This window comes from Pseudonocardia sp. D17 (genome assembly GCF_036984265.1).
Lineage (GTDB): Bacteria > Actinomycetota > Actinomycetes > Mycobacteriales > Pseudonocardiaceae > Pseudonocardia > Pseudonocardia benzenivorans.
The window spans coordinates 1-20,206 of sequence record NZ_BPRG01000079.1; the positions used below are offsets into that span (position 1 = coordinate 1).

At 73.6% G+C, this 20,206-nt stretch carries 22 protein-coding genes; 8 read left to right on the forward strand and 14 right to left on the reverse strand.

The annotated features are described in order from the left end of the window. Positions 1 to 402: 402 nt before the first annotated feature. Entirely contained in the window at positions 403 to 1,149 is a 747-nt protein-coding gene (locus PSD17_RS14285) for an SDR family oxidoreductase (protein ID WP_013672742.1), read from the reverse strand. A gap of 153 nt (positions 1,150 to 1,302) precedes the next feature. Here PSD17_RS14285 and PSD17_RS14290 point away from each other — a divergent pair, with 153 nt between their 5' ends. Together PSD17_RS14290 and PSD17_RS14295 are read left to right on the forward strand one after the other, a co-directional pair. Beyond that, on the forward strand, positions 1,303 to 1,695 hold the full coding sequence (locus PSD17_RS14290; protein ID WP_339122923.1) for a DUF4870 domain-containing protein: 393 nt from the start codon (positions 1,303 to 1,305) through the stop codon (positions 1,693 to 1,695). Next, positions 1,692 to 2,456 carry a LarC family nickel insertion protein gene (locus PSD17_RS14295; RefSeq protein ID WP_339122946.1) on the forward strand — a complete coding sequence of 255 codons (765 nt, stop codon included), beginning with the start codon at positions 1,692 to 1,694 and terminating at the stop codon, positions 2,454 to 2,456. Before PSD17_RS14290 ends, PSD17_RS14295 begins: the two co-directional genes overlap by 4 nt. Before the next feature lie 40 nt (positions 2,457 to 2,496). Here the strand turns inward: PSD17_RS14295 and PSD17_RS14300 are convergent, their stop codons facing one another. Then, complete coding sequence (locus tag PSD17_RS14300; protein WP_041759219.1) at positions 2,497 to 3,564, reverse strand: alanine racemase; 1,068 nt, start codon at positions 3,562 to 3,564, stop codon at positions 2,497 to 2,499. A gap of 63 nt (positions 3,565 to 3,627) precedes the next feature. Between PSD17_RS14300 and PSD17_RS14305 the strand changes: the two genes are divergently transcribed. Further along, positions 3,628 to 4,035 (forward strand): ArsR/SmtB family transcription factor, encoded by a 408-nt coding sequence (locus PSD17_RS14305; protein ID WP_339122924.1) that lies wholly within the window; start codon positions 3,628 to 3,630, stop codon positions 4,033 to 4,035. Then, positions 4,032 to 4,685, forward strand: a complete 654-nt coding sequence (locus tag PSD17_RS14310; protein WP_013672737.1) for a cation diffusion facilitator family transporter — start codon at positions 4,032 to 4,034, stop codon at positions 4,683 to 4,685. The genes PSD17_RS14305 and PSD17_RS14310 overlap by 4 nt, the downstream gene beginning before the upstream one ends. A 122-nt stretch (positions 4,686 to 4,807) precedes the next feature. Here the strand turns inward: PSD17_RS14310 and PSD17_RS14315 are convergent, their stop codons facing one another. Beyond that, positions 4,808 to 5,047, reverse strand: a complete 240-nt coding sequence (locus PSD17_RS14315; RefSeq protein ID WP_103380697.1) for a hypothetical protein — start codon at positions 5,045 to 5,047, stop codon at positions 4,808 to 4,810. A 156-nt stretch (positions 5,048 to 5,203) separates the two neighbouring features. Beyond that, entirely contained in the window at positions 5,204 to 5,404 is a 201-nt protein-coding gene (locus tag PSD17_RS14320) for a hypothetical protein (protein ID WP_339122925.1), read from the reverse strand. 275 nt (positions 5,405 to 5,679) lie between these two features. On the opposite strand from PSD17_RS14320, the gene PSD17_RS14325 reads away from it, so the two are divergent. After that, positions 5,680 to 6,063, forward strand: coding sequence for a hypothetical protein (locus tag PSD17_RS14325; RefSeq protein WP_339122926.1), 384 nt, complete (start codon positions 5,680 to 5,682; stop codon positions 6,061 to 6,063). A gap of 58 nt (positions 6,064 to 6,121) precedes the next feature. Next, on the forward strand, positions 6,122 to 6,724 hold the full coding sequence (locus PSD17_RS14330; RefSeq protein ID WP_339122927.1) for a dihydrofolate reductase family protein: 603 nt from the start codon (positions 6,122 to 6,124) through the stop codon (positions 6,722 to 6,724). Between the two features lie 69 nt (positions 6,725 to 6,793). On the opposite strand, the gene PSD17_RS14335 is transcribed toward PSD17_RS14330, so the two are convergent. Then, positions 6,794 to 8,134 carry a hypothetical protein gene (locus PSD17_RS14335; protein WP_339122928.1) on the reverse strand — a complete coding sequence of 447 codons (1,341 nt, stop codon included), beginning with the start codon at positions 8,132 to 8,134 and terminating at the stop codon, positions 6,794 to 6,796. Between the two features lie 422 nt (positions 8,135 to 8,556). Between PSD17_RS14335 and PSD17_RS14340 the strand changes: the two genes are divergently transcribed. Beyond that, the gene (locus PSD17_RS14340) at positions 8,557 to 8,919 is read left to right on the forward strand and encodes a hypothetical protein (protein WP_339122929.1); all 363 of its coding nucleotides are present in this window, start codon (positions 8,557 to 8,559) and stop codon (positions 8,917 to 8,919) included. A gap of 57 nt (positions 8,920 to 8,976) precedes the next feature. Then, positions 8,977 to 11,262, forward strand: a complete 2,286-nt coding sequence (gene secD / locus PSD17_RS14345) for a protein translocase subunit SecD (protein WP_339122930.1) — start codon at positions 8,977 to 8,979, stop codon at positions 11,260 to 11,262. A gap of 52 nt (positions 11,263 to 11,314) precedes the next feature. On the opposite strand, the gene PSD17_RS14350 is transcribed toward secD, so the two are convergent. The 9 genes from PSD17_RS14350 to PSD17_RS14390 are packed head-to-tail and all read right to left on the reverse strand — an operon-like array spanning position 11,315 to position 20,204. Beyond that, positions 11,315 to 12,421: an acyl-CoA dehydrogenase family protein gene (locus PSD17_RS14350; protein WP_013672729.1), complete on the reverse strand. Its 1,107-nt coding sequence runs from the start codon at positions 12,419 to 12,421 to the stop codon at positions 11,315 to 11,317. A gap of 11 nt (positions 12,422 to 12,432) precedes the next feature. Beyond that, positions 12,433 to 13,731 carry an acyl-CoA dehydrogenase family protein gene (locus PSD17_RS14355; RefSeq protein ID WP_339122931.1) on the reverse strand — a complete coding sequence of 433 codons (1,299 nt, stop codon included), beginning with the start codon at positions 13,729 to 13,731 and terminating at the stop codon, positions 12,433 to 12,435. Positions 13,732 to 13,742: 11 nt separating this feature from the next. After that, positions 13,743 to 14,894, reverse strand: coding sequence for a thiolase family protein (locus PSD17_RS14360; protein ID WP_339122932.1), 1,152 nt, complete (start codon positions 14,892 to 14,894; stop codon positions 13,743 to 13,745). Then, entirely contained in the window at positions 14,891 to 15,328 is a 438-nt protein-coding gene (locus PSD17_RS14365; protein ID WP_339122933.1) for a Zn-ribbon domain-containing OB-fold protein, read from the reverse strand. Before PSD17_RS14365 ends, PSD17_RS14360 begins: the two co-directional genes overlap by 4 nt. Then, positions 15,325 to 16,158, reverse strand: a complete 834-nt coding sequence (locus PSD17_RS14370; protein ID WP_339122934.1) for an SDR family NAD(P)-dependent oxidoreductase — start codon at positions 16,156 to 16,158, stop codon at positions 15,325 to 15,327. Before PSD17_RS14370 ends, PSD17_RS14365 begins: the two co-directional genes overlap by 4 nt. Then, positions 16,155 to 17,405, reverse strand: coding sequence for an acyl-CoA dehydrogenase family protein (locus PSD17_RS14375; protein WP_339122935.1), 1,251 nt, complete (start codon positions 17,403 to 17,405; stop codon positions 16,155 to 16,157). The genes PSD17_RS14370 and PSD17_RS14375 overlap by 4 nt, the downstream gene beginning before the upstream one ends. Beyond that, positions 17,402 to 18,046 carry a TetR/AcrR family transcriptional regulator gene (locus PSD17_RS14380; protein WP_013672723.1) on the reverse strand — a complete coding sequence of 215 codons (645 nt, stop codon included), beginning with the start codon at positions 18,044 to 18,046 and terminating at the stop codon, positions 17,402 to 17,404. The genes PSD17_RS14375 and PSD17_RS14380 overlap by 4 nt, the downstream gene beginning before the upstream one ends. After that, on the reverse strand, positions 18,043 to 19,440 hold the full coding sequence (locus PSD17_RS14385) for an acyl-CoA carboxylase subunit beta (RefSeq protein ID WP_339122936.1): 1,398 nt from the start codon (positions 19,438 to 19,440) through the stop codon (positions 18,043 to 18,045). The genes PSD17_RS14380 and PSD17_RS14385 overlap by 4 nt, the downstream gene beginning before the upstream one ends. Beyond that, a complete protein-coding gene (locus PSD17_RS14390) occupies positions 19,437 to 20,204 on the reverse strand; it encodes an enoyl-CoA hydratase/isomerase family protein (protein WP_339122937.1) in 768 nt (255 codons plus the stop codon). The genes PSD17_RS14385 and PSD17_RS14390 overlap by 4 nt, the downstream gene beginning before the upstream one ends. Between the last annotated feature and the right edge of the window lie 2 nt (positions 20,205 to 20,206).

A 20,206-nucleotide genomic window follows, 5' to 3' on the forward strand; every position in this document is an offset into this window, starting at 1 on the left:
CCAATCCGAAAAACAAGCTCGACACACTGTTGAGTTCTCAAAAGACACCCGCACACCATCGACCAACCCTCGAAAGGGCCGGAGTCCCGGGGCGCCCGCAACAACATACTCTCCGAAGAGAGCCGCCTTGCGGGAGGTGGTCAGCGGGCCTGGTGACCGTTCCCCTCGGGGCCCGTTCTGTCCGGCGTCTCGCTGACGAAGAGAAAGTTACAGGAGCCCGTGAGGGCCCTGCAAATCGCCCCCCTCAACACACTCTGACCTGCGAGAACAGGCCCGAAATCGGGCCGATTCGGGGCCTCTCATGACCCAGGTCACGTCCGTGATTGTCGATCTCCCGGGGTCGCGACGCGACGCTCGGCCGATCGTCGCAGGTCAGCGGGGCGGTGATCGTCGAAAAAAAGTTCAGCCGCGCCCGATGTAGGGCATCGTGCGGGCGGCAATCGTCATGAACTGGACATTCGCCTCGAGGGGCAGGCCCGCCATGTAGAGCACCGCCCCGGCGACGTGCTGGACGTCGAACGTCGCCTCGGCGGCGACCGACCCGTCGGCCTGGCGCGCCCCGGTGGAGAAGCCGGCCGTCATGTCCGTCGCGGCGTTGCCGATGTCGATCTGGCCGCAGGCGATGCCGAAGGGCCTGCCGTCGAGGGACAGGCTCTTGGTCAGGCCGGTGACCCCGTGCTTCGTGGCGGTGTACGCGGCGCTCCACGGCCGTGGCACCTGCGCGGAGATGGACCCGTTGTTGATGATGCGGCCGCCCTGCGGCGACTGCGCCCGCATCTGCGCGAACGCGGCCCTGGCACAGAGGAAGGAGCCGGTGAGGTTGGTGCGCACCGTCTCGAGCCAGGCCTCGACCGGCAGCTCGTCGGGCGTCGCGGAGGTCCCGAAGGTGCCGGCGTTGTTGAACAGGACGTCGACGCGGCCCCAGCGCTCCCGGACGGCGTCGAACAGGGCGTCGACGGATCCCGGGTCCCCGACGTCGGTGACGACGGTGAGGCCGTCGGCACCGTCGAGCGTCTCGACGAGGGGCCCTTCGCGACGCCCGGCGAGTGCCAGCCGGTACCCCGCGTCGCGGAACGCCCGCGCCACGACCCGCCCGATCCCCGAACCCGCGCCCGTCACCACCACGACAGGGCCGTCCGACACCGTCATCGATCTCCTGCCCGTGAGCGTCGTGACCGCCCGGCGACCGCACCGGCGATCTTGTCCTCACAGACTGGCGTGGCGGCTCGCGTCGCGCCACCCCTTCGACGGCTCCGGACGGATCCACCCCTCCGGACCGGCGAGAACTGTTTCAATGGAGCCATGACCGCTCCGCCCCCGCCGTCCGGATCGTGGGATCCCGGCGGCCGACCGGGTCCACTCACCTCCGAGGACCGGAACTGGGCGATGGCCGCACACGTCGGCAGCATCGTGACGGCGTGGTTCGCCCTCGGCCTCATCGCGCCGCTGGTCGTGCTCCTGCTCCGGGGCGACGCCTCGCCGTTCGTCCGGCGGCACGCCGTCGAGTCGCTGAACTTCCAGATCAACGCGTTCGTCCTCACTATCGTGTTCGCGCTGCTGATGTTCGTGCTCGTCGGCTTCATCCTGCTGCCGGTCTACGGCGTCTTCTACCTCGTCTGCGTCGTGATCGCGACGGTCAGGGCGTCGAACGGCGAGGAGTACCGCTACCCGCTGACCGTCCGGCTCGTCTCCTGAGCGCCACGGGCAGGGGCGCGGCGACGGCCGGCACCGGGCGCGTCGGCTGGTTCGACTGCGCGGCAGGGGCGGCCGGGGACATGCTGCTCGCCGCTCTCGTCGACGCGGGCGCCGATCTCGACGTGGTGGCCGAGCACGTCGGAAGGCTCGGTGTCGAGCCGATGACGTTGCGTCGCACGCTCGTCGAGCGGCACGCCATCGGCGCGGTGAAGATCGACGTCCTCGCCCCGGCCGATGCCGAGCACCGGACCTGGAAGGGCGTCCGCGCGCTGCTCGACGCGGCGGACCTGCCCGGGCCCGTCGCCGCGCTGGCGCACGACGCGTTCGCCCGGCTCGCCGCGGCGGAGGGCCGCGTCCACCGCATCGACCCGCAGGACGTGCACTTCCACGAGGTCGGGGCCCTCGACGCGCTCGCCGACGTCGTGGGGGTGGCGTCGGCGTTGCACCTGCTCGAGCTCGACGAGCTGCACGCGAGCCCGGTCGCGCTCGGCAGCGGGACGAGCCGGGGCAGCCACGGGCTGATCCCCGTTCCGGCCCCCGCGACGCTGGAGATCCTGCGCGCGGCGCAGGCGCCCTGCTACGCAGGTCCGTCGCCGCGCGAGATGTGCACCCCGACGGGCGCGGCACTGCTCGCGGCGGCCGTGACCACCTGGGGGCAGCTGCCGCGGATGGTTCCGCGGGCCATCGGCGTCGGCGCGGGATCGCGGGACCTCGCCGAGGTGCCCAACGTCGTCCGGCTGGTCGTCGGCGACCGGGCCTGAATCCCGTCGGGATCAGGCAGTCGGGGTCAGACAGTCGGGGTCAGACGTTGGCCCCCGCGGCGGTGATCGGCCACCGGCCGACGATCGCGCCACCTGCCGACACGACGTACTCGCGCGCGAGGTTGGCCGCGGCGCAGACGTGGTTGGGCGCCATCGCGAGCCGCTCACCCAGCTCCGGCAGCGCGACGCCCTCGGGGAACGCGACGACGGCGTGGTGCTCCGAGAGCAGCACGACGCGCGCCTCCGGTACCGACGGCACCCGGCCCGCGCCCGTCGCCCACACTGGCCGATCGGCGCCGAGGACCTTGCCGCCCGCATCGAGCACGACCCGGCCGGCCTCGCGGGACACGACGGTCCCGACCGCGGTGAGGGCCACGTCGTCCCAGCCGCAGGTGCCGAGCTCGACCTGCTGCGCGTCGTTGAACACGTAGACGCCCGGGCGGACCTCGGTGAGCACGGTCGGGTCGCTCGCGGCGAGCGTCGGCGTCGAGCCGCCGCTGACCTCGAGCACGTCGAAGCCGTTGCCCCGCAACAGCTCGGCCGCCTTCGCGAGGGCCGCGGACTCGTCGGCGGCCGCACCGGCGGCAGCACCCGGTGCATAGCCGTGGCCGGGGAAGGTGAAGACCCCCGCGACGCGCAGCCCGGCGCGGTCGGCCGCACGGGCGACCTCGGGCGCGCGCTCGGGCGCGACTCCGCTGCGTCGCATCCCGCTGTCGATCTCGACCAGCACCGATGCGCCGGTCCCCGCCAGGGCGAGGCCCAGATGCCGGGCGGCCTCCGGCGAGTCGACGCCCACCCGGAGGTCCACCCGCTGCGCGAGTGCCCGCAGCCGCGCGCCGCGAGGGCCTGCGGCCCAGACCGGATAGGCGACGAAGAGGTCCGTCGCCCCGGCGCGGCAGAAGATCTCCGCCTCGGAGACGGTCGCGACCGTCAGGCCCACCGCGCCGGCCTCGACCTGGCGACGCGCGATCTCGGGGCTCTTGTGCGTCTTGACGTGCGGCCGTAGCCGCAGCCCGGCCGCGCGGGCGTGCTCGGCGGCGCGGTCCAGGTTGCGGGTCAGGACGTCGAGATCGACGGCGAGGTACGGGGTGGCCGGCTCGTCGGTCATGAGCCCATCGTGCGTGATCGTCGAGAGGTTCCGGGCATCGGATGCGGCCGCTAACATCGACTGATGCCGATCAATCTGGTGCAGACGCCCGACCTCGGCTCCGCCGTCGCGTTGTTCCGGTCCCTCGGCGACCCGACGCGGCTGGCCATCGTGACGCGCCTGGCGGCGGGCGAGGCCCGGGTCGTCGATCTGACGAGGCTGCTCGGGCTCCCGCAGTCGACGGTGTCGTCGCACCTGGCGTGCCTGCGCGACTGCCGGCTCATCACGTACCGGACCCAGGGACGGCAGTCGTTCTACTCGCTGAGCCGACCGGAGCTCGTCGAGCTGCTGCGCAGTGCCGAGGGCCTGCTCGCCGCGACGGGCGCCGCGGTCGCGCTGTGCCCGGTCTGGGGCGACGAGGGGCGCGGCGAGGATGGGCGCGGCAAGGATGGGCGCGACACCGACGGGCGCGCCGACGAGGCGGCGTCGTGACCGTCCTGCCCGGCCACCGGCGCGACGTCCTGACCCGCCGGATCCGCCTGCTCGTCGCCACGACGATCACCTACAACGTCGTCGAGGCGGTCGTCGCGATCGCGGCGGGGACGGTCGCGTCGTCGATCGCTCTGGTCGGGTTCGGGCTGGACTCGGTGATCGAGGTCAGTTCGGCGGCAGCCGTCGCCTGGCAGTTCGCGGGTCCGGACCCGCAGCGCCGGGAGCGGGTCGCACTGCGCCTGATCGCGGGCTCGTTCGTCGCGCTGGCCTGCTACGTGTCCGTCGAGTCGATCCGTGGGCTCGCCGGCGCGGCCGAGCCGGAGCGCTCGCCGGTCGGCATCGCACTCGTCGCGCTGAGCGTGCTGGTGATGCCGTTCCTGTCCTGGGCGCAACGCCGGGCGGGCCGGGAGCTCGGCTCGTCGAGCGCGGTCGCCGACTCGCGGCAGACGCTGCTGTGCACCTACCTGTCGGCGGCGGTGCTCGCCGGTCTGCTGCTCAACGCGACGCTCGGCTGGTGGTGGGCCGATCCGGTGGCGGGCCTCGTGATCGCCGTGCTCGCCCTGCGCGAGGCGCGCAACGCCTGGCGCGGGGAGCTGTGCTGCGCGCCGACGGCAGGTCGAGCGGCCGCCGACGACTGCGACTGCTGCTGACCCGCTGCGCACGTGAACGGGCCGCTCACCGGTCGTCGTCCGGTGAGCGGCCCGTCGGGTCGCCGCCGCCGTGGATGCCCCCATGACCCACGGTGGCGGCAGGCTCTGTGGCCGGTCTTCGATCAGCTGTGGTGGTAGCTGCTCGAGTGGTCGTAGCTGTGGCACGAGTCGTCGCGGTTGTCGTGGCACTTGCTGTAGTCGTCGTAGCACTTGTCGTCGTAGTCGTCGCACTTGCTGTAGTCGTCGTGGCAGTGCTTGTTGTAGTCCCAGTCGTGCTTGTAGTCGTCGCTGCAGTGCTTGTTGTAGTCCCAGTCGTGGTTCTTGTGGCTGCTGTACGAGGAGGAACAGTGGCTCTTGAACATTGCGGGCCTTCTTTCCGGAGTGTGGGGCCGGATCGGTGTTCGTCCGGTGCAAGAAGAATGCCTCCGGGACGCAGCCGGTTCGACCGAGCAGCCCCTACGACCCCGTGCCCGTGACCCCCCTTTCCGAGCGGGGGACAACCCCACCCGGGGTGCGCCTCATGCCGCGGACACGGCGGGGCGGGCGAACAACGCGCGGACGGCGGGCCGCGTCGCCGCCCACAGCAGCCCGAGGCGAAGACGCCTGATCAGGAACGTGTGGACGACGGCGACGATCACCACGACGACCGCGCGCGACCACGGACCCGCGCTCAGCCCGTCCCGGATGCCGGCGAGGTCCGCGCCGGACGGCAGGTCCATCCGGGCGAGCTGGTAGTCGACCAGGCTCTGGCGGAACGCGATAACAGCGCGGCGAGCACCGCCGAGAGCGCGAGGTCGACCAGCAGGAGTGTGATGACGCGCCACAGTCGGGAGAGGGTGTCCACCGGCTCTGTCTGGCTCGATCATCGGGCGGTCGGCGACGCACCGTGGGGGCCGGCCGTCACTGAACGACCATGACACATGTCAGTCCCGGACAATTGCAGAAATCGTTCGAATATGATATGGTTGCAATTCTCCGGGTTATCGTCGACGGTATGCCGACAGATTCCTGGTCCGCGGCCGATCCCGATGTCGTGGCCTTCCTCCATCACCTTTCCGAGGGCGCTGCCGACGCGTTCGCCCCGACATTCCTCAGCACCGACCCGGTCGGCGCGACCGTGGTCACCCGGGAGGCGCTCGCCGCCGCCCTGCCCGCGCGGGCGCAGCTGTTCGCCCGGGCCGGGGTCGGGCCGCTGCGGCTCGACGAGGCGCGGCAGATCGTGCTCGACGACCGGCACCTCCTCGTCGCGACGAGCTGGCAGGCGTCGTCGCTGCGCCTCGACGCCACCTACCTGCTGCGCCGCGAGCCCGCCGGCCTCCAGGTCCTCGTCTACCTCAACCATCACGACGTCCGGGCCCTGCTCGCCGACCGGCGATGAGTTCGGGCGCCCGGGACGGTCACGTGTCGAAAGGACGGACGACCGGAAGGAGCCGACCATGGGCAGGGTCCTCGCGAGCATCACCACGTCGGTCGACGGATACGTCACCGGCCCGGACGCCGGTCCCGACCGCGGGCTGGGCGTCGGCGGGGAGCGCCTGCACTACTGGGTGTTCGGCGGCCCGTGGACCTATGAGAACGAGCCGACGGGCGCGCCGGATCCGGTCGACAAGAGCTACCTCGACGACGCCATGGCCGACCTGGGCGCCGTGATCTGCGGGCGCAACACCTATGACTCCGCCGGTGCGTGGGGTGGCCGGAACCCGTGGCCGGACGGGCCGCTGTACGTCGTCACCCACCGTGTCGAGGACCAGCCGGACCCCGACGCCGGGTTCGTGTTCGTCGACGGGTTCGACGCAGCGCTCGCGCGGGCCCGGGAGTCGGCGGGCAACCGCGCGATCAACGTCATGGGCGGGGCCGCGACGATCCGGCAGGCCCTGGCCGGCGGACACGTCGACGAGCTCGGCATCTCCGTCGCACCGCTCGTGCTCGGGGGCGGGACCCGGTTGTTCGAGGGGTTCACCGGGGACCTCGACCTCGAGCGCATCGACGTCCGGGTCTCACCCTGGGCCACGCACCTGCGATACCGCGTGGTGCGCTGACGCCCTGGGTCCCGGACGTGCGACGGCCCCGCCTCCCCGAGGAGGCGGGGCCGCTCGGCCGGTCGGGCGTCAGAGTGCGGTGGCGATGCCGTTCGCCAGCGCGCCGACCTGCTGGACGATCTGCTGAGCGCTGGCCACCGGACGGCCGAGGTTCGACGCCGGAGTCTGGTGACCGCGCCGGTCGGCGTTGCCGTTGCCGTTGCCGCTGCCGTTGCCGTTGCCGTGGTTGCCGTCGCGGTCCCGGTCGCCGCCGTTGCGGTGGTCGCTGCCCGGGCTGCGGCCGTCGTTCCCGCGACCCCTGTCGTCGTTGCCCCGCCCGCGGTCGTCGTTGCCCCGGCCCCGGTCGTCGTCGCCCCGGCCCCGGTCGTCGTTCCCGCGACCCCGGTCGTCGCCACCACGGCGGTCGTCGCCACCACGGCGGTCATCGGAACGGCCGCCGCGGTCATCCCAGCGGGCAGCGCGATCGTCGTTCCCGCAGCCGCCTCGATGCCGGTCGGACTGCTGGTGACCGCCGCGGTTCCACTGGTCGTCGTCCCAGCGGCCGTGGTTCCACGGGCCGCCGTCGGAGTCGTCGTCGCTCCAACGGTCCCAACCGCCGTTCCAACTGACCCACTGCCAGTCGCGGTGCTGCTGGTGCACGTGGCCGCGGTGGTGAGCGTGGTGGTGACGAGCGTGGTGGTGACCCCGGTGGTCGCCGGCGCGGTCACGCCCGTCCCAGCGTCCGTCACGGTCCCGGCCGTCCCAGCGCCCGTCACGGTCCCGGGAGTCCGAGCGGCTGTCCCCGCCGCGCGGGTCCCCGCGGCCGTCGCGGGTGCGGTCGCCATGACCACGGTCCCGGTCGCCGTCGTGCCGGTCCCAGCCGCCGTCGTGCCGGTCCCAGCCGCCGTCGTGCCGGTCCCAGCCGCCCCGACCGCTGTCACGGCCGTCGCGGTCCCGGCCGTCGTGGGAGCGGCCGTCGCGGTCCCGGCCCTCGTGGGAGCGACCGTCGCGGTCCCGGCCCTCGTGGGAACGACCGTCGCGGTCCCGGCCGTCCCGACCGTCGCGGTCGTGGCCCCTGTCGTTCCGGCCGTCGTCCTTCGAGACGGGTCCGGACTGCGCCGACCCCGGGCCCTTCCCGCCCCGGTCGGCGTTCCGGTCGCCGGGCGTGTCCTTGCCCGCCGTGTCGTGCGCCCTCGAGTCAGTCCAGCTGCGGTCGGTCGGCTTCGGGTTGTCACCGCGCCGCGTCGCGCCCTGGTGGGTGAACCGCGGGTCCTTGGGGTCCACGGTCGCGGTACTGGCGATCTTGTCGCCGGTCACCGGCTTGTGGTCGTGGTCGTGATCCTCGTCGGCCTGGGCGGCGGTGTTCGCGAGCAGGAGCAAGCCGCCCGACATGGCAGCGACATAGGCGCCACGGAGCAGGTTCTTGTTCACCTCTGGTCCTTCCAAACACGGACGGCCGATCAACTGCCGGACGTCTGCTTGCACAGGTGTGGGAGACACGAAAGGGGGAGCAGTATCTCCGTATCGGGTCGATCGTTGCCCTTTGTGAGCCCGTTACCAACGCTGTGCAGGTTGCGCCGTACGGCCTCCGAGATTGGTCGGAGATCGACGCAACCCCGGGCGGTCCCGCACGTCACAGCGCGTCCCGTCGATACGGTCCGGATCCCGGGAAACACGGACGGTGATCAGCGAGAAAATGTCGCCGAATCCGCGGGCCGGCGGCGCAGAAACGCGACCGCAAGCACCTCCTGCGCTGTTCGGCAGATATGGCACGGCCGAAAGGCCCAGTCGAACCGGTCATCGGGTACGTAATCCCCTGTACGGTGGCGCCGAGAACCCGACCGAGGAGTGCCGTGATCCGTGACGCCGCGCGGCGCCCGCTCGCCGTGGCGCTGTTGCTCGCGGTCCTGGTCACGCTCGGCATCGTCGGCCGGACGTCGGCCCCGGCGCCGACGCCCGCCGAGCGGTACGGCGCCGCGGCCGCCGGGACACCCGCGCGCGCCGACCACGGCCGCCGCGCCGTCGTCGACACCGGCCCGAAGCGCGCTTCATCGGCGGCGGCGACGAGCTGGCACGTCGACCTGGCCCCCGCGCCGGGGGCCGCGGTATCCGGGCACCTGCGGTCGGGGACGACGGCACCCGCGTCGCCCGCACCCGCGGCCGTCGACGCGATCTCGTCCGTCGACTCGCGCGCACCTCCGGGAGCGGCGGCCTGAGCCGTCCCGCCCGTCATCCCGCCGCGCGTCGCGGCGGGCTCCTCCCGAGGTCTCCCCGTGTCCAGAACAAGTCGTCCCCTGCTGTGGCGCGCCCTCGCCGCGCTCGGCATCGTCGGCGGTGCCACCGCCCTCGCCCTCACCGGCTCCCCCACGCTCGGTCTCGACCTGCGCGGCGGAACCCAGATCGTCCTCGAGACCCGCGACGCCCCCGACGTCGTCGCGGACGCCGCCGCGACCGACCGGGTGCTGGAGGTCCTGCGCGGCCGCGTCGACGGTCTCGGTGTCGCCGAACCGTCATTGACGAGGTCCGGCGAGGACCGGATCGTCGTCGAGCTGCCGGGCCTGCAGGACCCGGCCGAGGCCGCCGACGTCCTGGGACGCACCGCCCAGCTGACCATCCACCCGGTGCTCGCGACCACCGCGGGCGAGGCCACCGTCGACGAGACCGGCGCCCCGATCGTCGTCGGACCGGCCGCGTTGGTCGGCGAGGACGTCGATTCGGCGCGCGCCACGTCGGGCGTGCAGGGGGTGCTGGGCTCCGTCGTCGACGTCAGCTTCTCCGCCGAGGGCGGCGACCGCTGGCAGGCCCTGACCGCGCAGACCGCGTGCGCGGCGCCGGGCGACCCTGCGCGGCGGATCGCCATCGTCCTCGACTCGCAGGTCATCTCCTCACCGCAGGTCGACCCGTCGATCGGCTGCGGTGTCGGGATGTACGGCGGGAGCACGCAGATCAGCGGCTCGTTCAGTCAGGAGCGGGCGTCGGAGCTGGCGGTGCTGATCCAGGGCGGGGCGCTGCCGGTACCGGTCGAGATCATCGAGCAGCGGACGGTGGGTCCGACGCTGGGTGCGTCGGCGATCGAGGCGAGCACGCTGGCGGCCCTCGTCGGCACGGCGCTGACGGCGCTGTTCCTGCTGGTCGCCTACCGGCTGGCCGGGCTCGTCGCGGTGGTCGCGCTGGCCGGCTACGCCGTCGTCGCGTACGCCGGGCTGATCGCGCTGGGTGCCACGTTGACGCTGCCGGGCCTGGCCGGGTTCGTGCTGGCGATCGGGATGGCCGTCGACGCGAACGTGCTCGTCGCCGAACGGGCTCGCGAGGAGTACGCACGCCGGCCGCGGCTGGAACGGGCGTCCGAGCTGGGGTACCGGGGCGCCTTCACCGCTGTCGTCGACTCGGCGGTGACGACGCTGCTCGCGGGCGCCCTGCTGTTCTGGCTGGCCTCCGGACCGGTCCGCGGGTTCGGGGTGACGCTGACCCTCGGCGTCGTCGTGTCGCTGTTCTCCGCGCTCGTCCTGTCCCGCCTGCTGACGATCTGGCTGCTGCGCCGGGGTGCGGTCCGCCGCCGGCCCGGGTGGACGGGCCTCGCGACGATCGGCCCGGTGCGCCGCCGCCTGGAGCGGGTCAGCCCGGACATCCTCCGGCCCGCGGGCCGGCTGCTGGCCTGCTCGGCGGTCGTCGTGGTCGTGGCGCTCGCAGGGATCGCGCTACGCGGGCTCGACCTCGGGGTGGAGTTCACCGGCGGCCGCTCCGTCGAGTTCTCGACGACGAACCCCGTCGACGCCGACGTCGCCCGCGCCGCGGTGGCCGAGGCGGGGCTGGGCGGGCTGCCGGTGCAGACCACGGGCGACGGCGGCATCGCCGTGCGCGGCAACGACATCGACGACGCCGACGTGGCCGCCCTGCGGGCCTCGTTGGCCGCGGCGGGCGGGGGTGCGCAGGTCGAGCAGGACGAGCTGATCGGGCCGAGCCTGGGCGCCGAGCTGGCCCGCGGCGCGCTGATCGCGCTGGGCGTGGCGCTGCTCGCCCAGCTCGTCTACCTGGCGATCCGGTTCCGCTGGACGTTCGGCGCGGGTGCGGTCGCGGCGCTGGCCACCAACGTCTCGATCGTCGTCGGGTGGTTCGCGTGGACCGGGCGCACGATCGACGGCGTCTTCGTCGCGGCGCTGCTCACGGTCATCGGGTACACGGTGAACGACTCGGTGGTCGTGTTCGACCGGATCCGCGCCGAGCGCGCCGGGCGCCGCCGCGAGCCGTTCCACCGGGTGGCCGGCTCGGCGGTGCTGTCCACGTTGCCGCGCACCGTCAACACCGGCCTGTCGACGCTGGTCATCCTGGGCGCGCTGCTGGTGCTGGGCGGCGAGACGCTCGCCGACTTCGCGCTGGCGCTGATCCTGGGCATCGTCGCCGGGACGGTCTCGACGGTGACGGTCGCGGTGCCGCTGGCGATCGTCCTGCAGCGCCGCTTCGGCGACCACGACCGCGCGCGGCCCGGCAACCGGCCCTCGGGCAGGACCGGCCCGCCGCGGACCCGGCCGGACCGCCGGTCGGACGGGGCGGTCGTCTGACGCCGGCGAGTGGCGATATCGGCCATGGCACTGGCCGGCGCGGCGACGCCACTCACAGGCCGATCGCCGTCAGTAGCCGTTCGCGGTGGGCGTCCCGGTCGCCGAAGAGCACGGCGTCGGTCGCGGCCCGCCGGAAGTGCAGGTGGGCGGGATGTTCCCAGGTGAACCCGATGCCACCGTGCACCTGGATGTTCTCGGCAGCGACGTAGCGGTAGGCCTGCCCGCACGTCATGGCGGCGGCCGCGACGGCCGCGGGCAGCTCGGCCGGGTCCTCGGCGGCGCACGCGACCGCCCACGCGACGGCCGAGCGGGCCGCCTCCACCTGGACCGCCATGTCGGCGCAGCGGTGTTTGATCGCCTGGAACGTGCCGATCGGGCGGCCGAACTGCAGCCGCTCCCCCGCGTAGGCGACGGCGGCGTCGAGCGCGGCGGCGGCCCCGCCGAGCTGTTCGGCGGCGAGCGCGACGACGGCCCTGTCGAGCACCCGGGCGACGAGGTCGCCCGCGTCGCGGCCCACGCCGATGCGCCGGGCGGGAACGCGGGCGAGGTCGACGCGGGCGAGCGGGCGGTTGGGGTCGAGGGTCTCGAGCGGGGTGCGGGTCAGCCCGTCGGCGACGGCGTGCACGGCGAACAGGCCCAGCTCGGCTCCGGCCCGCGCGACGACCAGCAGCAGGTCCGCGGTCGCGCCCTCGACGACGAGGGTCTTCGTGCCGGTCACCCACCAGCCGTCCGCACCGGGCACGGCGAGCGTCGCGACGGCTCCGGCGTCCCAGCCCGAGGGGTCCTCGAGGTGGGCGAGGGTGGCGGTGGCGGCGCCGCTGAGCAGGTCGGGCAGGAGGTCGGGCGCGTCGCCGCACGCGGTCAGCACACCGACGCCGAGGACCGCCGTGGAGAACCACGGGAGCCTCGACGGCACCCGGCCGAGCTCCTCGGCGACGACCGCGAGCTCGCGCACACCCGCGCCCGCCCCGCCGAGGTCCTCGGGGACGTCGAGAGCGACGGCACCGATCTCGGCGGCGAACCGTCGCCAGACGTCGGGGTCCCAGCCGCGGTCGCCGCGCAGCTCTGCGAACACCGCGTCGACGGGCAGGTGCCGGTCGAGGAACGCGCGCACGACGGCGCGCAGGTCCTCGGCGTCGGGATCGGGGGTGAACCGCATGCGAGCTCCCGTCAGTCGTCGTCGGCGGCCGCGGCGAGGACCTCGGCGAACCGGTCGTGGGCCCGCGCGCGCAACGTCGGGCGGATGTAGGGCGGGAAGAGACCGTCGTCGGGCTCGGTGCCGCGCAGCAGGGCTTGCGCGAGGTTGACCTTGTGGATCTCGGTCGCGCCGTCGGCGAGTCCCATGTGGAACGACTCCATGACCCATTTCCCGAACGGCAGCTCCGTGGAGATGCCCAGCGAGCCGTGGATCTGGATGGCCCGTGACGACGCGTCGAGCAGCACCTTCGGCATCGCGGCCTTGACGGCGGAGATGTCGGCGCGGACCTTGCGGTAGTCGTTGTAGCGGTCGATCCGCCAGGCGGTGCGCAGCACGAGCAGCCGGAACTGTTCGAGCTGGATCCACGTGTCGGCGATCATCTCCTGGACGAGCTGCTTGTCGGCGAGCCGTTCGCCCTTGGTCGTCCGTGAGACCGCGCGCCGCTTCATCATCTCGAACGCCGAGCCGACCAGTCCGACGGTGCGCATCGCATGGTGGATGCGACCGCCGCCGAGCCGGGTCTGCGCGACGGCGAACCCCGCGCCGCGCTCGCCCAGCAGGTTCTCCGCGGGCACCCGCACATCGGTGTAGCGGAGGTACTGGTGCGTGCCGACGGGCTCCTCGTGGCCCCAGACCGAGACGTCGCGGACCCGCTCCAGGCCCGGGGTGTCGGCCGGCACCACGAACATCGACATGCTGCGGTGGGGCGGCGCGTCGGGTTCGGTGACGGCCATGACGATCAGGAAGTCCGCGAACAGCGCGTGGCTGGAGAACCACTTCTCCCCGTTGATGACCCACTCGTCGCCGTCGAGGACCGCGGTCGTCCGGAAACCCGTGGGGTCGGACCCGCCGTGCGGCTCGGTCATCGAGAAGCAGGACACGATCTCGTTCGCGACCAGCGGTTCGAGAAAGGTCTTCTTCAGGTGGTCCGTGCCGTAGTGGGCGAGGATTTCCGCATTGCCCGAATCGGGCGCCTGGCAGCCGAACACGACCGGGGCCGAGTGCGAGCGGCCGAGCCGCTCGTTGAGCAGCGCGAGCCGCAGCTGGCCGTAGCCCTTGCCGCCGAGCTCGGGCCCGAGGTGGCAGGCCCACAGGTTCTTGTCGCGCACGACCTGCTGCAGCGGCTTGATCAGTGCGTTGCGCACCGGGTCGTGGACGTCCCAGGCGTGCGTGACGACCTCGTCGACCGGCTCCACCTCGGTACGGACGAACTCGTCGACCCAGTCCAGCTCCTGCGCGACGTCGGGGTCGGTCTCGAAGTCCCAGCCCATGTGTGTGCCTCTCAGCGGGTGAGCACGGTGCACGCGGAGATTCCCGGCGCACCGTAGACGTGGGTGAACCCGACGCGCGGCCCGCCGGGGACCTGGTGGTCGCCGGCCTCGCCGCGCAGCTGCAGGGCCGTCTCGTAGACCTGCCGGAGCCCGGAGGCGCCGATCGGTTCGCCGTTGGCGATGCAGCCGCCGTCGGTGTTGATCGGCAGCCGGCCGTCGAGCGCGGTGCCGCCGGAGGCGATCAGCTCCTCCTGCGCGCCGTGTTCGCAGAGCCCGGTCTCGGCCATGTGCATCAGCTCGGCGCCGGACTCCGTGTCCTGGACCTGGGCGACGTCGACGTCGGCCGGGGTCAGTCCGGCCTGGGCGAACGCGGCGGCAGCGGCGTCGACGGTGGGGCTCTGCGCGGCGTCGAGCGCCAGCCACGGGCTGAACACCTCGAACGACCCGTAGCGCCGCGACCGCAGCGCGGCCCCGCTGAGGTAGACCGGGTTGTCGGTGTAGTCGGGCGCACGGTCGGCCCGGCAGACGACGAACGCCACGGCCCCCTCCCCCGGCGAGCAGTACATGTACTGGGTGAGCGGATGGCTGATCATCGGCGCCGACGCGATCTCCTCGGCACTGATCTCCTTGCGCCGCCATGCGTTCGGGTTGAGCGCGCCGTTGCGGAACGCCTTCTCGGCGATCGCCGCGAGCACGTCGGCGCCGATGCCGTGGACGTGCAGGTAGCGCTGGATCTTCAGGCCGAAGAACTGGGTCGTGAGCATCAGGCCGGTCTCGCCGTACCAGTCGCCGATGCCGTGGGAAGCGGGGTCGGTGTTGAAGGCTCCCCGGGGGTGCTTGTCGAAGCCGACGACGAGCCCGACGTCGTGCAGGCCGGCCCGGATGGCGGCGTCGGCGCTGATCAGCGCGCTGCCACCGGTCGCGCAGCCGTTGGCGACATTCATGAACGGCAGGCTGGTCAGGCCCAGCTCGGACACGAGCGTGTCCGGGTCGCCCGCCGACCAGCTGCCGCCGAAGCCGAACTGCATGTCCCCGAAGCCGAGACCGGCGTCGGCGAGCGCCGCGCGGACGGCGTGGACGGCCTGGGCCCGCCCCGACACCCCCTCGGTGCGGCCGAAGGGGTGGATGCCGATGCCGATGATCGCGAGGGCGGGCGCGTTCACGAGCGACCTGCCGGCGCGAACGCGAAGGTCAGGACGGGCTCGCCCGCCTCGTCGACGCGGAACGGGATCATCTCCAGCCGCACGGGCATGCCGATCTCCAACCGGTCGGGGTCGTGCTCGGTCAGTCGGGCCTCGACGATCAGCTGCCCCGGCAGCTCGACGTAGCCGACGCCGTAGGGTGCGAACTCCTCCGGCCCCCGGTAGGGCGTCTTCGGCCGGAAGCCCTGGACGGTGAACGACCAGAGCGTGCCCTCGCGGGCGAGCGCCACGTCGGCCATCGCCGTGCCGGTGCAGCGGGGGCAGCCGCCCTGCCGGGGGAACGTGTGGGCGCCGCAGTCGTCGCAGCGGCTGCCGAGCAGCGCGGTTCCGTCGGGGGTCTCGGTGAACAGCGAGTCGTCGACCGTGCGCGGCACGGGCACCTCCTGGAGGGTCACGGGGCCGCCGTCCCGCCGCCGTCGACGGCGAGCAGCGTGCCGGTGGTGAACCCGGCCGTCGGACCGCAGAGGTAGAGCGCGGCGCCGACGATCTCGGCCGGGTCGCCGCCGCGGCTCTGCGGCCAGTCGGCGGTCAGGCGGTCGAAGTAGTCCATGTCCCAGCCGGCCGAGATGTCGGTGAAGAACGGTCCGGCGAGGATCGTGTTGACGCGCACGGTCGGGCCGTACTCCTGCGCGAATCCCTTGGTGAGGACGTTGAGGCCCGCCTTCGCGGCGGCGTAGGGCAGGTCGTTCGCGGTGGGGCGGATCGAGGCGATCGAGCTGATGTTGAGCATGACGCCGCCGCCCGCGGCGACCATCCGCTTCCCCGCGGCGGCCATGAACCGGAAGGGACCCTTCAGGTTCACCCCGATCACCTTGTCCCACAGCAGCTCGGTGACCTCGTCGAGGCTGGGGTACATCGGGGCCATCCCGGCGTTGTTGACCAGGACGTCGACGACGCCGAGCTCGGCCTCGACCTCGTCGAGCAGCGTGCCGACCCGTTCCCAGTCGGCGACGTGCGCGCCGTGGGCGGTGACCTTCTGCCCGGTGGCGTCGGACAGCTCCTCGGCCAGCGCCTCGCAGGCGTCCTTCTTGCGGCTGACGACGGCGACGTCGGCGCCCGCGGCCGCGCAGGCGATGGCGATCTCCCGGCCGAGGCCGCGGGAGCCGCCGGTGACCAGCGCCGTCCGCCCGGCGAGCGGCTTCTCGACGGCACGCGCGGCGGCGACGGCGTCGGCGACGCTGCGGGGCTGCGGTCGGCTCGTCGCACTCCCTTCCGACGACGTCATCGCGGGATGTCCCGCCAGGGCACGCCGCGGTCCCCGCGCGGCTCGGGGGGCAGGCCGAGCAGGCGCTCGCCGATGATCGTGCGCTGGACCTCGTCGGACCCACCCGCGATCCGGTAGCCGGGTGCGCCAAGGACGTGCTCGGTCCAGCCGAAGAGCTCGTCCCCGGTGTCGGCGACGAGCCGGTTGCCCAGGATCGTCGTCGCGGCCTCGGAGACCAGCGACAACCCCTGCGCCCACACGAGCTTGCGCAGCGACCCGATCGGCCCCGGTGCCACGCCGGCGAGCCGGGCCTCCCGGTCGCGCTGGGCGGCGACCGCGGCCAGCTTCTCGTGCACCCAGACGTCGGCGAGCAACCTGCGGACGTCGGGGTCCCCGGTGCGGTCGAGCTTCCGCGCAGCCGCGAGGAGCTGCGCGAAGCCGCCGCCGACGCGGGCCTCGGACCCGGAGTGGCCGCGTTCGAAGCCCAGCGTCGCGAGCGCGACCGTCCAGCCGGCGCCGACGTCGCCGAGCCGCAGCGAGTCGGGGATTCGGACCTCGTCGAGGAACACCTCGCAGAACGACGAGCCGCCCGACATCTGCCGCAGCGGCCGGACCTCCACGCCCGGGGTGTCCAGCGGCAGCAGGAACGCGGTGAGCCCCTTGTGCTTCGCGACATCGGGGTCGGTGCGGGCGATCAGCTCGCCCCAGCCGGCGAACTGCGCGCCGGAGCTCCACACCTTCTGCCCGGTCACGACCCAGCCGTCGCCGTCGCGGACCGCACGCGTGGCCAGTCCGGCGAGGTCGGACCCGGCCGACGGCTCGGAGAACAGCTGGCAGGCCAGCTCGTCACCGCGCAACAGACCGCGAACCAGCCGGCTCTTCTGCGCGGGCGTACCGAACATCCGGACGGTCGGGGCGATCAGCGACACGCTCACCGACGCCAGCTCGTGCTGGCCCGGGGTCTCGACGCCCGCCTCCAGCTCGGCGAACACCTCCGCGTGCCGCTCGCTCAGCCCCGCGCCGCCGTCCTCGACGGCCCAGGTCAGCGCCCCGTACCCGGCGTCGAACTTGGTCCGCTGCCAGTCGCAGATGCGGCCGAGCAGCTCGCGCTCGCGCTCGGGCGGGAGATCGTGGAACACCGAGACGTCGGTCCGCTCGGCCTCGTCGGCGCGCCGCGGGGCCGCGTGGGCGAGCAGCCAGGAGCGGGCCGTCTCGGCGAAGGTGTCGAGGTCGGGCGCGCCCACTGCGCCATCGATCGTGCTCGTCATCTGCTCCTCCGCTGGGGAACCGGGACCGGGACGCGCAACGCGTTGGCCCACAGCAGGCTCAGCTGGGTCACGGCGGTGTCGAGGTCGAACTCCTCGTCACGGCTGACCCAGCCGTAGGCGAACCGGTTGACCATGCCGCCCAACGCGTGCGCGGCGTACCTGGCGTCGACGGCCGGGTCCGCCGCGCCCGCGGACTGCAGCCGCAGGATCGCCCGCCGCGTGCGGTCGACGACGGCGGCGCGCGCGTCGTCGATCAGGCCGGAGAGCCCTGGGCTGACCCCGGGCATCTCCTCCCACAGCACCATCAGCCGCCCGTGCCGCCGGTAGGACTCGAGGTACTGCCGGTTGGTGGACTCGATGGCGGCGTAGGCGTCGCGCGGGGCCGGGGCGTCCGTGCGGGGGCGTCCGGGGAAGAACTCCTCGAGCAGCTCCTGGCTGACCGCGAGGAAGATCTCCTCCTTCGACTCGAAGTAGGTGTAGAAGGTGCCGTGCGCGACGCCCGCGTGCTCGGCGATGTCGGTGATCCGGGCGGCGAAGCCGTCGCGCTCGAAGACCTCCTTGGCCGCGTCGACGAGCGCATGGCGGGTACGGCGCCCGCGTGGGGTCAGGGAGGCCGTCGCCTCGGCGTCGGTGCTGCTCACAGCGGGATGTTCCCGGGTCGGCCGCGACCGTCGCCCGCGGCGGCGAGCGTGCGGACGATCGCCGCGCGGGTCGCCGCGGGCTCGACGATCTCGTCGACGAACCCGTCGGCGACGGCCTCGGCGAGCCCGCCCGTGGTCTCGCTGTGCCGGGCGGCGAGAGCGGTCTCGGCCTCCGCGCGCGCGGCTCCCTCCAGCCCGGCGAGGTCGCGCCGGTTCAGGATCCGGACGGCGGCGACGGGGCTCATCACGTCGACGACGGCACCCGGCCAGGCGAACACCCTGGTCGATCCCAGCGAGGCGCTGTTCATCGCGATGTAGGCGCCGCCATAGGCCTTGCGCGTCACCACGGTCACCCGCGGCACCTCGGCGCAGGCGAAGGCGTGCAACAGTTTCGCGCCGCGGCGCACCACGCCGTCGAGCTCCTGGGCGCCGCCGGGCAGGTAGCCGGGCACGTCGACGAGCACGACGAGCGGGACGCCCAGCGCGTCGCAGGTCCGGACGAACCGCGCCGCCTTGTCCGAGGACGCCGCGGTGAGGCAGCCACCCAGCCGCAACGGGTTGTTCGCGAGCACCCCCACCGAGCGGCCGTCGACGCGGCCGAGTGCCGTCACGACGTTCGGCGCCCACCCCGGGGCCAGCTCGACGGCGGGCGCGTCCAGCAGGGCGTCGACGACGGGTCGCACGTCATAGGCCCGGCGCACGTTCGACGGCAGCAGCGCACCCGGGTCGACCTCGCCGCGCAGCACCGGTCCGCGCCGCCGACGGTCCGCGAGCAGCGCGGTGATCTCACGGGCGCGCTCGAACGCGGCGCCGACCGTCGGGCTGGTCACGTGCGCGACGCCGGACTGCCGGGCGTGCACCTGGGGGCCGCCCAGCGAGAGCGCGTCGACGTCCTCGCCGGTCACGCTGCGGACGACGTCGGGTCCGGTGACGAAGACGCGGGCGTCCGGCCCCAGCACGACGACGTCGGTGAGCGCGGGGCCGTACGCGGCGCCGCCCGCCGAGGGCCCGAGCACGACGCTGACCTGCGGGATCCGGCCGCTGGCCCGGGTCATCACCCGGAAGACCCGGCCGATCGCGTCGAGGCTGCGGGCGCCCTCGCGCAACCGCGCCCCGCCCGACTGCCAGATGCCGACGACCGGTTCGCCCGCGGCCAGCGCCGACTCGTAGCCGGCGACCACGAGGGCGCACCCGGCGCTCCCGAGCGCGCCACCCTGCACGCGCGGGTCGGTGGCGAACACCCGGGCGGCGACGCCGTCGAGCGTGCCGCGCCCGGCCGCGAGCCCGTCGACGGCGACGACGTCGCGCAGGCTGCCCGTGTCGCACAGCGCCCGCAGCCGCTCGACCGGGTCGCGCTCGGCGGCGTCGACGGCGTACTCGACAGCGGCGCTCATGCGTCGGGCCGTTCGACGTCGGTTCGGGCGCGTTCGAGCGCGCTCTCGACCGCCTGCACCTGACGGACGGCCTCCGCGTCGAGCCCGGCGGCGAAGTCGCAGGTCTCGCCGTCGGCGAAGTTGGCCTTGATCCCCGCGACCGTGCCCGCCGGTGCGGCGGCCAGCGCCGCGGCCCGGGCGAGGACGGCGTCGAGGAACCCGGGGCCGTCGTGCACGGACGAGACGAGCCCGATCGCCGCGGCGCGCTCGGCGTCGACCCGCTCGTCGAGCAGGTACATCTCACGCGCCCGGCCCCAGCCGACGATCCGCGGCAGCGACCACGTGCCGCCGAAGTCGCCGGTGAGCGTCACCCCGAGGAAGGACGACTTGAACACCGCGCTCCGGGTGGCGAACCGCAGGTCGGCGGCGCAGGCGAGGGACAGCCCGGCGCCGGCGCACGGACCGTTGACGGCCGCGATCGTCGCCTTCGGCATGTCGTGCAGCAGCAGGCTGGACCGGTGCAGGTTCTGCAGCGCCGCGGTGCGCTCGGCCGTCGGCAGGTCGGGTCGGAAGTCGTCGATCGCGGCGAGGTCGCCCCCGGCGCAGAACGCCTTCCCGGCCCCGGTGACGACGACGGCGCCGATCGCGTCGTCGGCCGCGGCCGCCTCGAGGGCGACGAGCAGCCCGCCGAGCAGCTCGTCGGTCATCGCGTTGTATCGGTCGGGCCGGTTGAGCGTCACCACCCGCACGCGACCGCGCGTCTCGACCAGCACGGTGTCGGTCATCG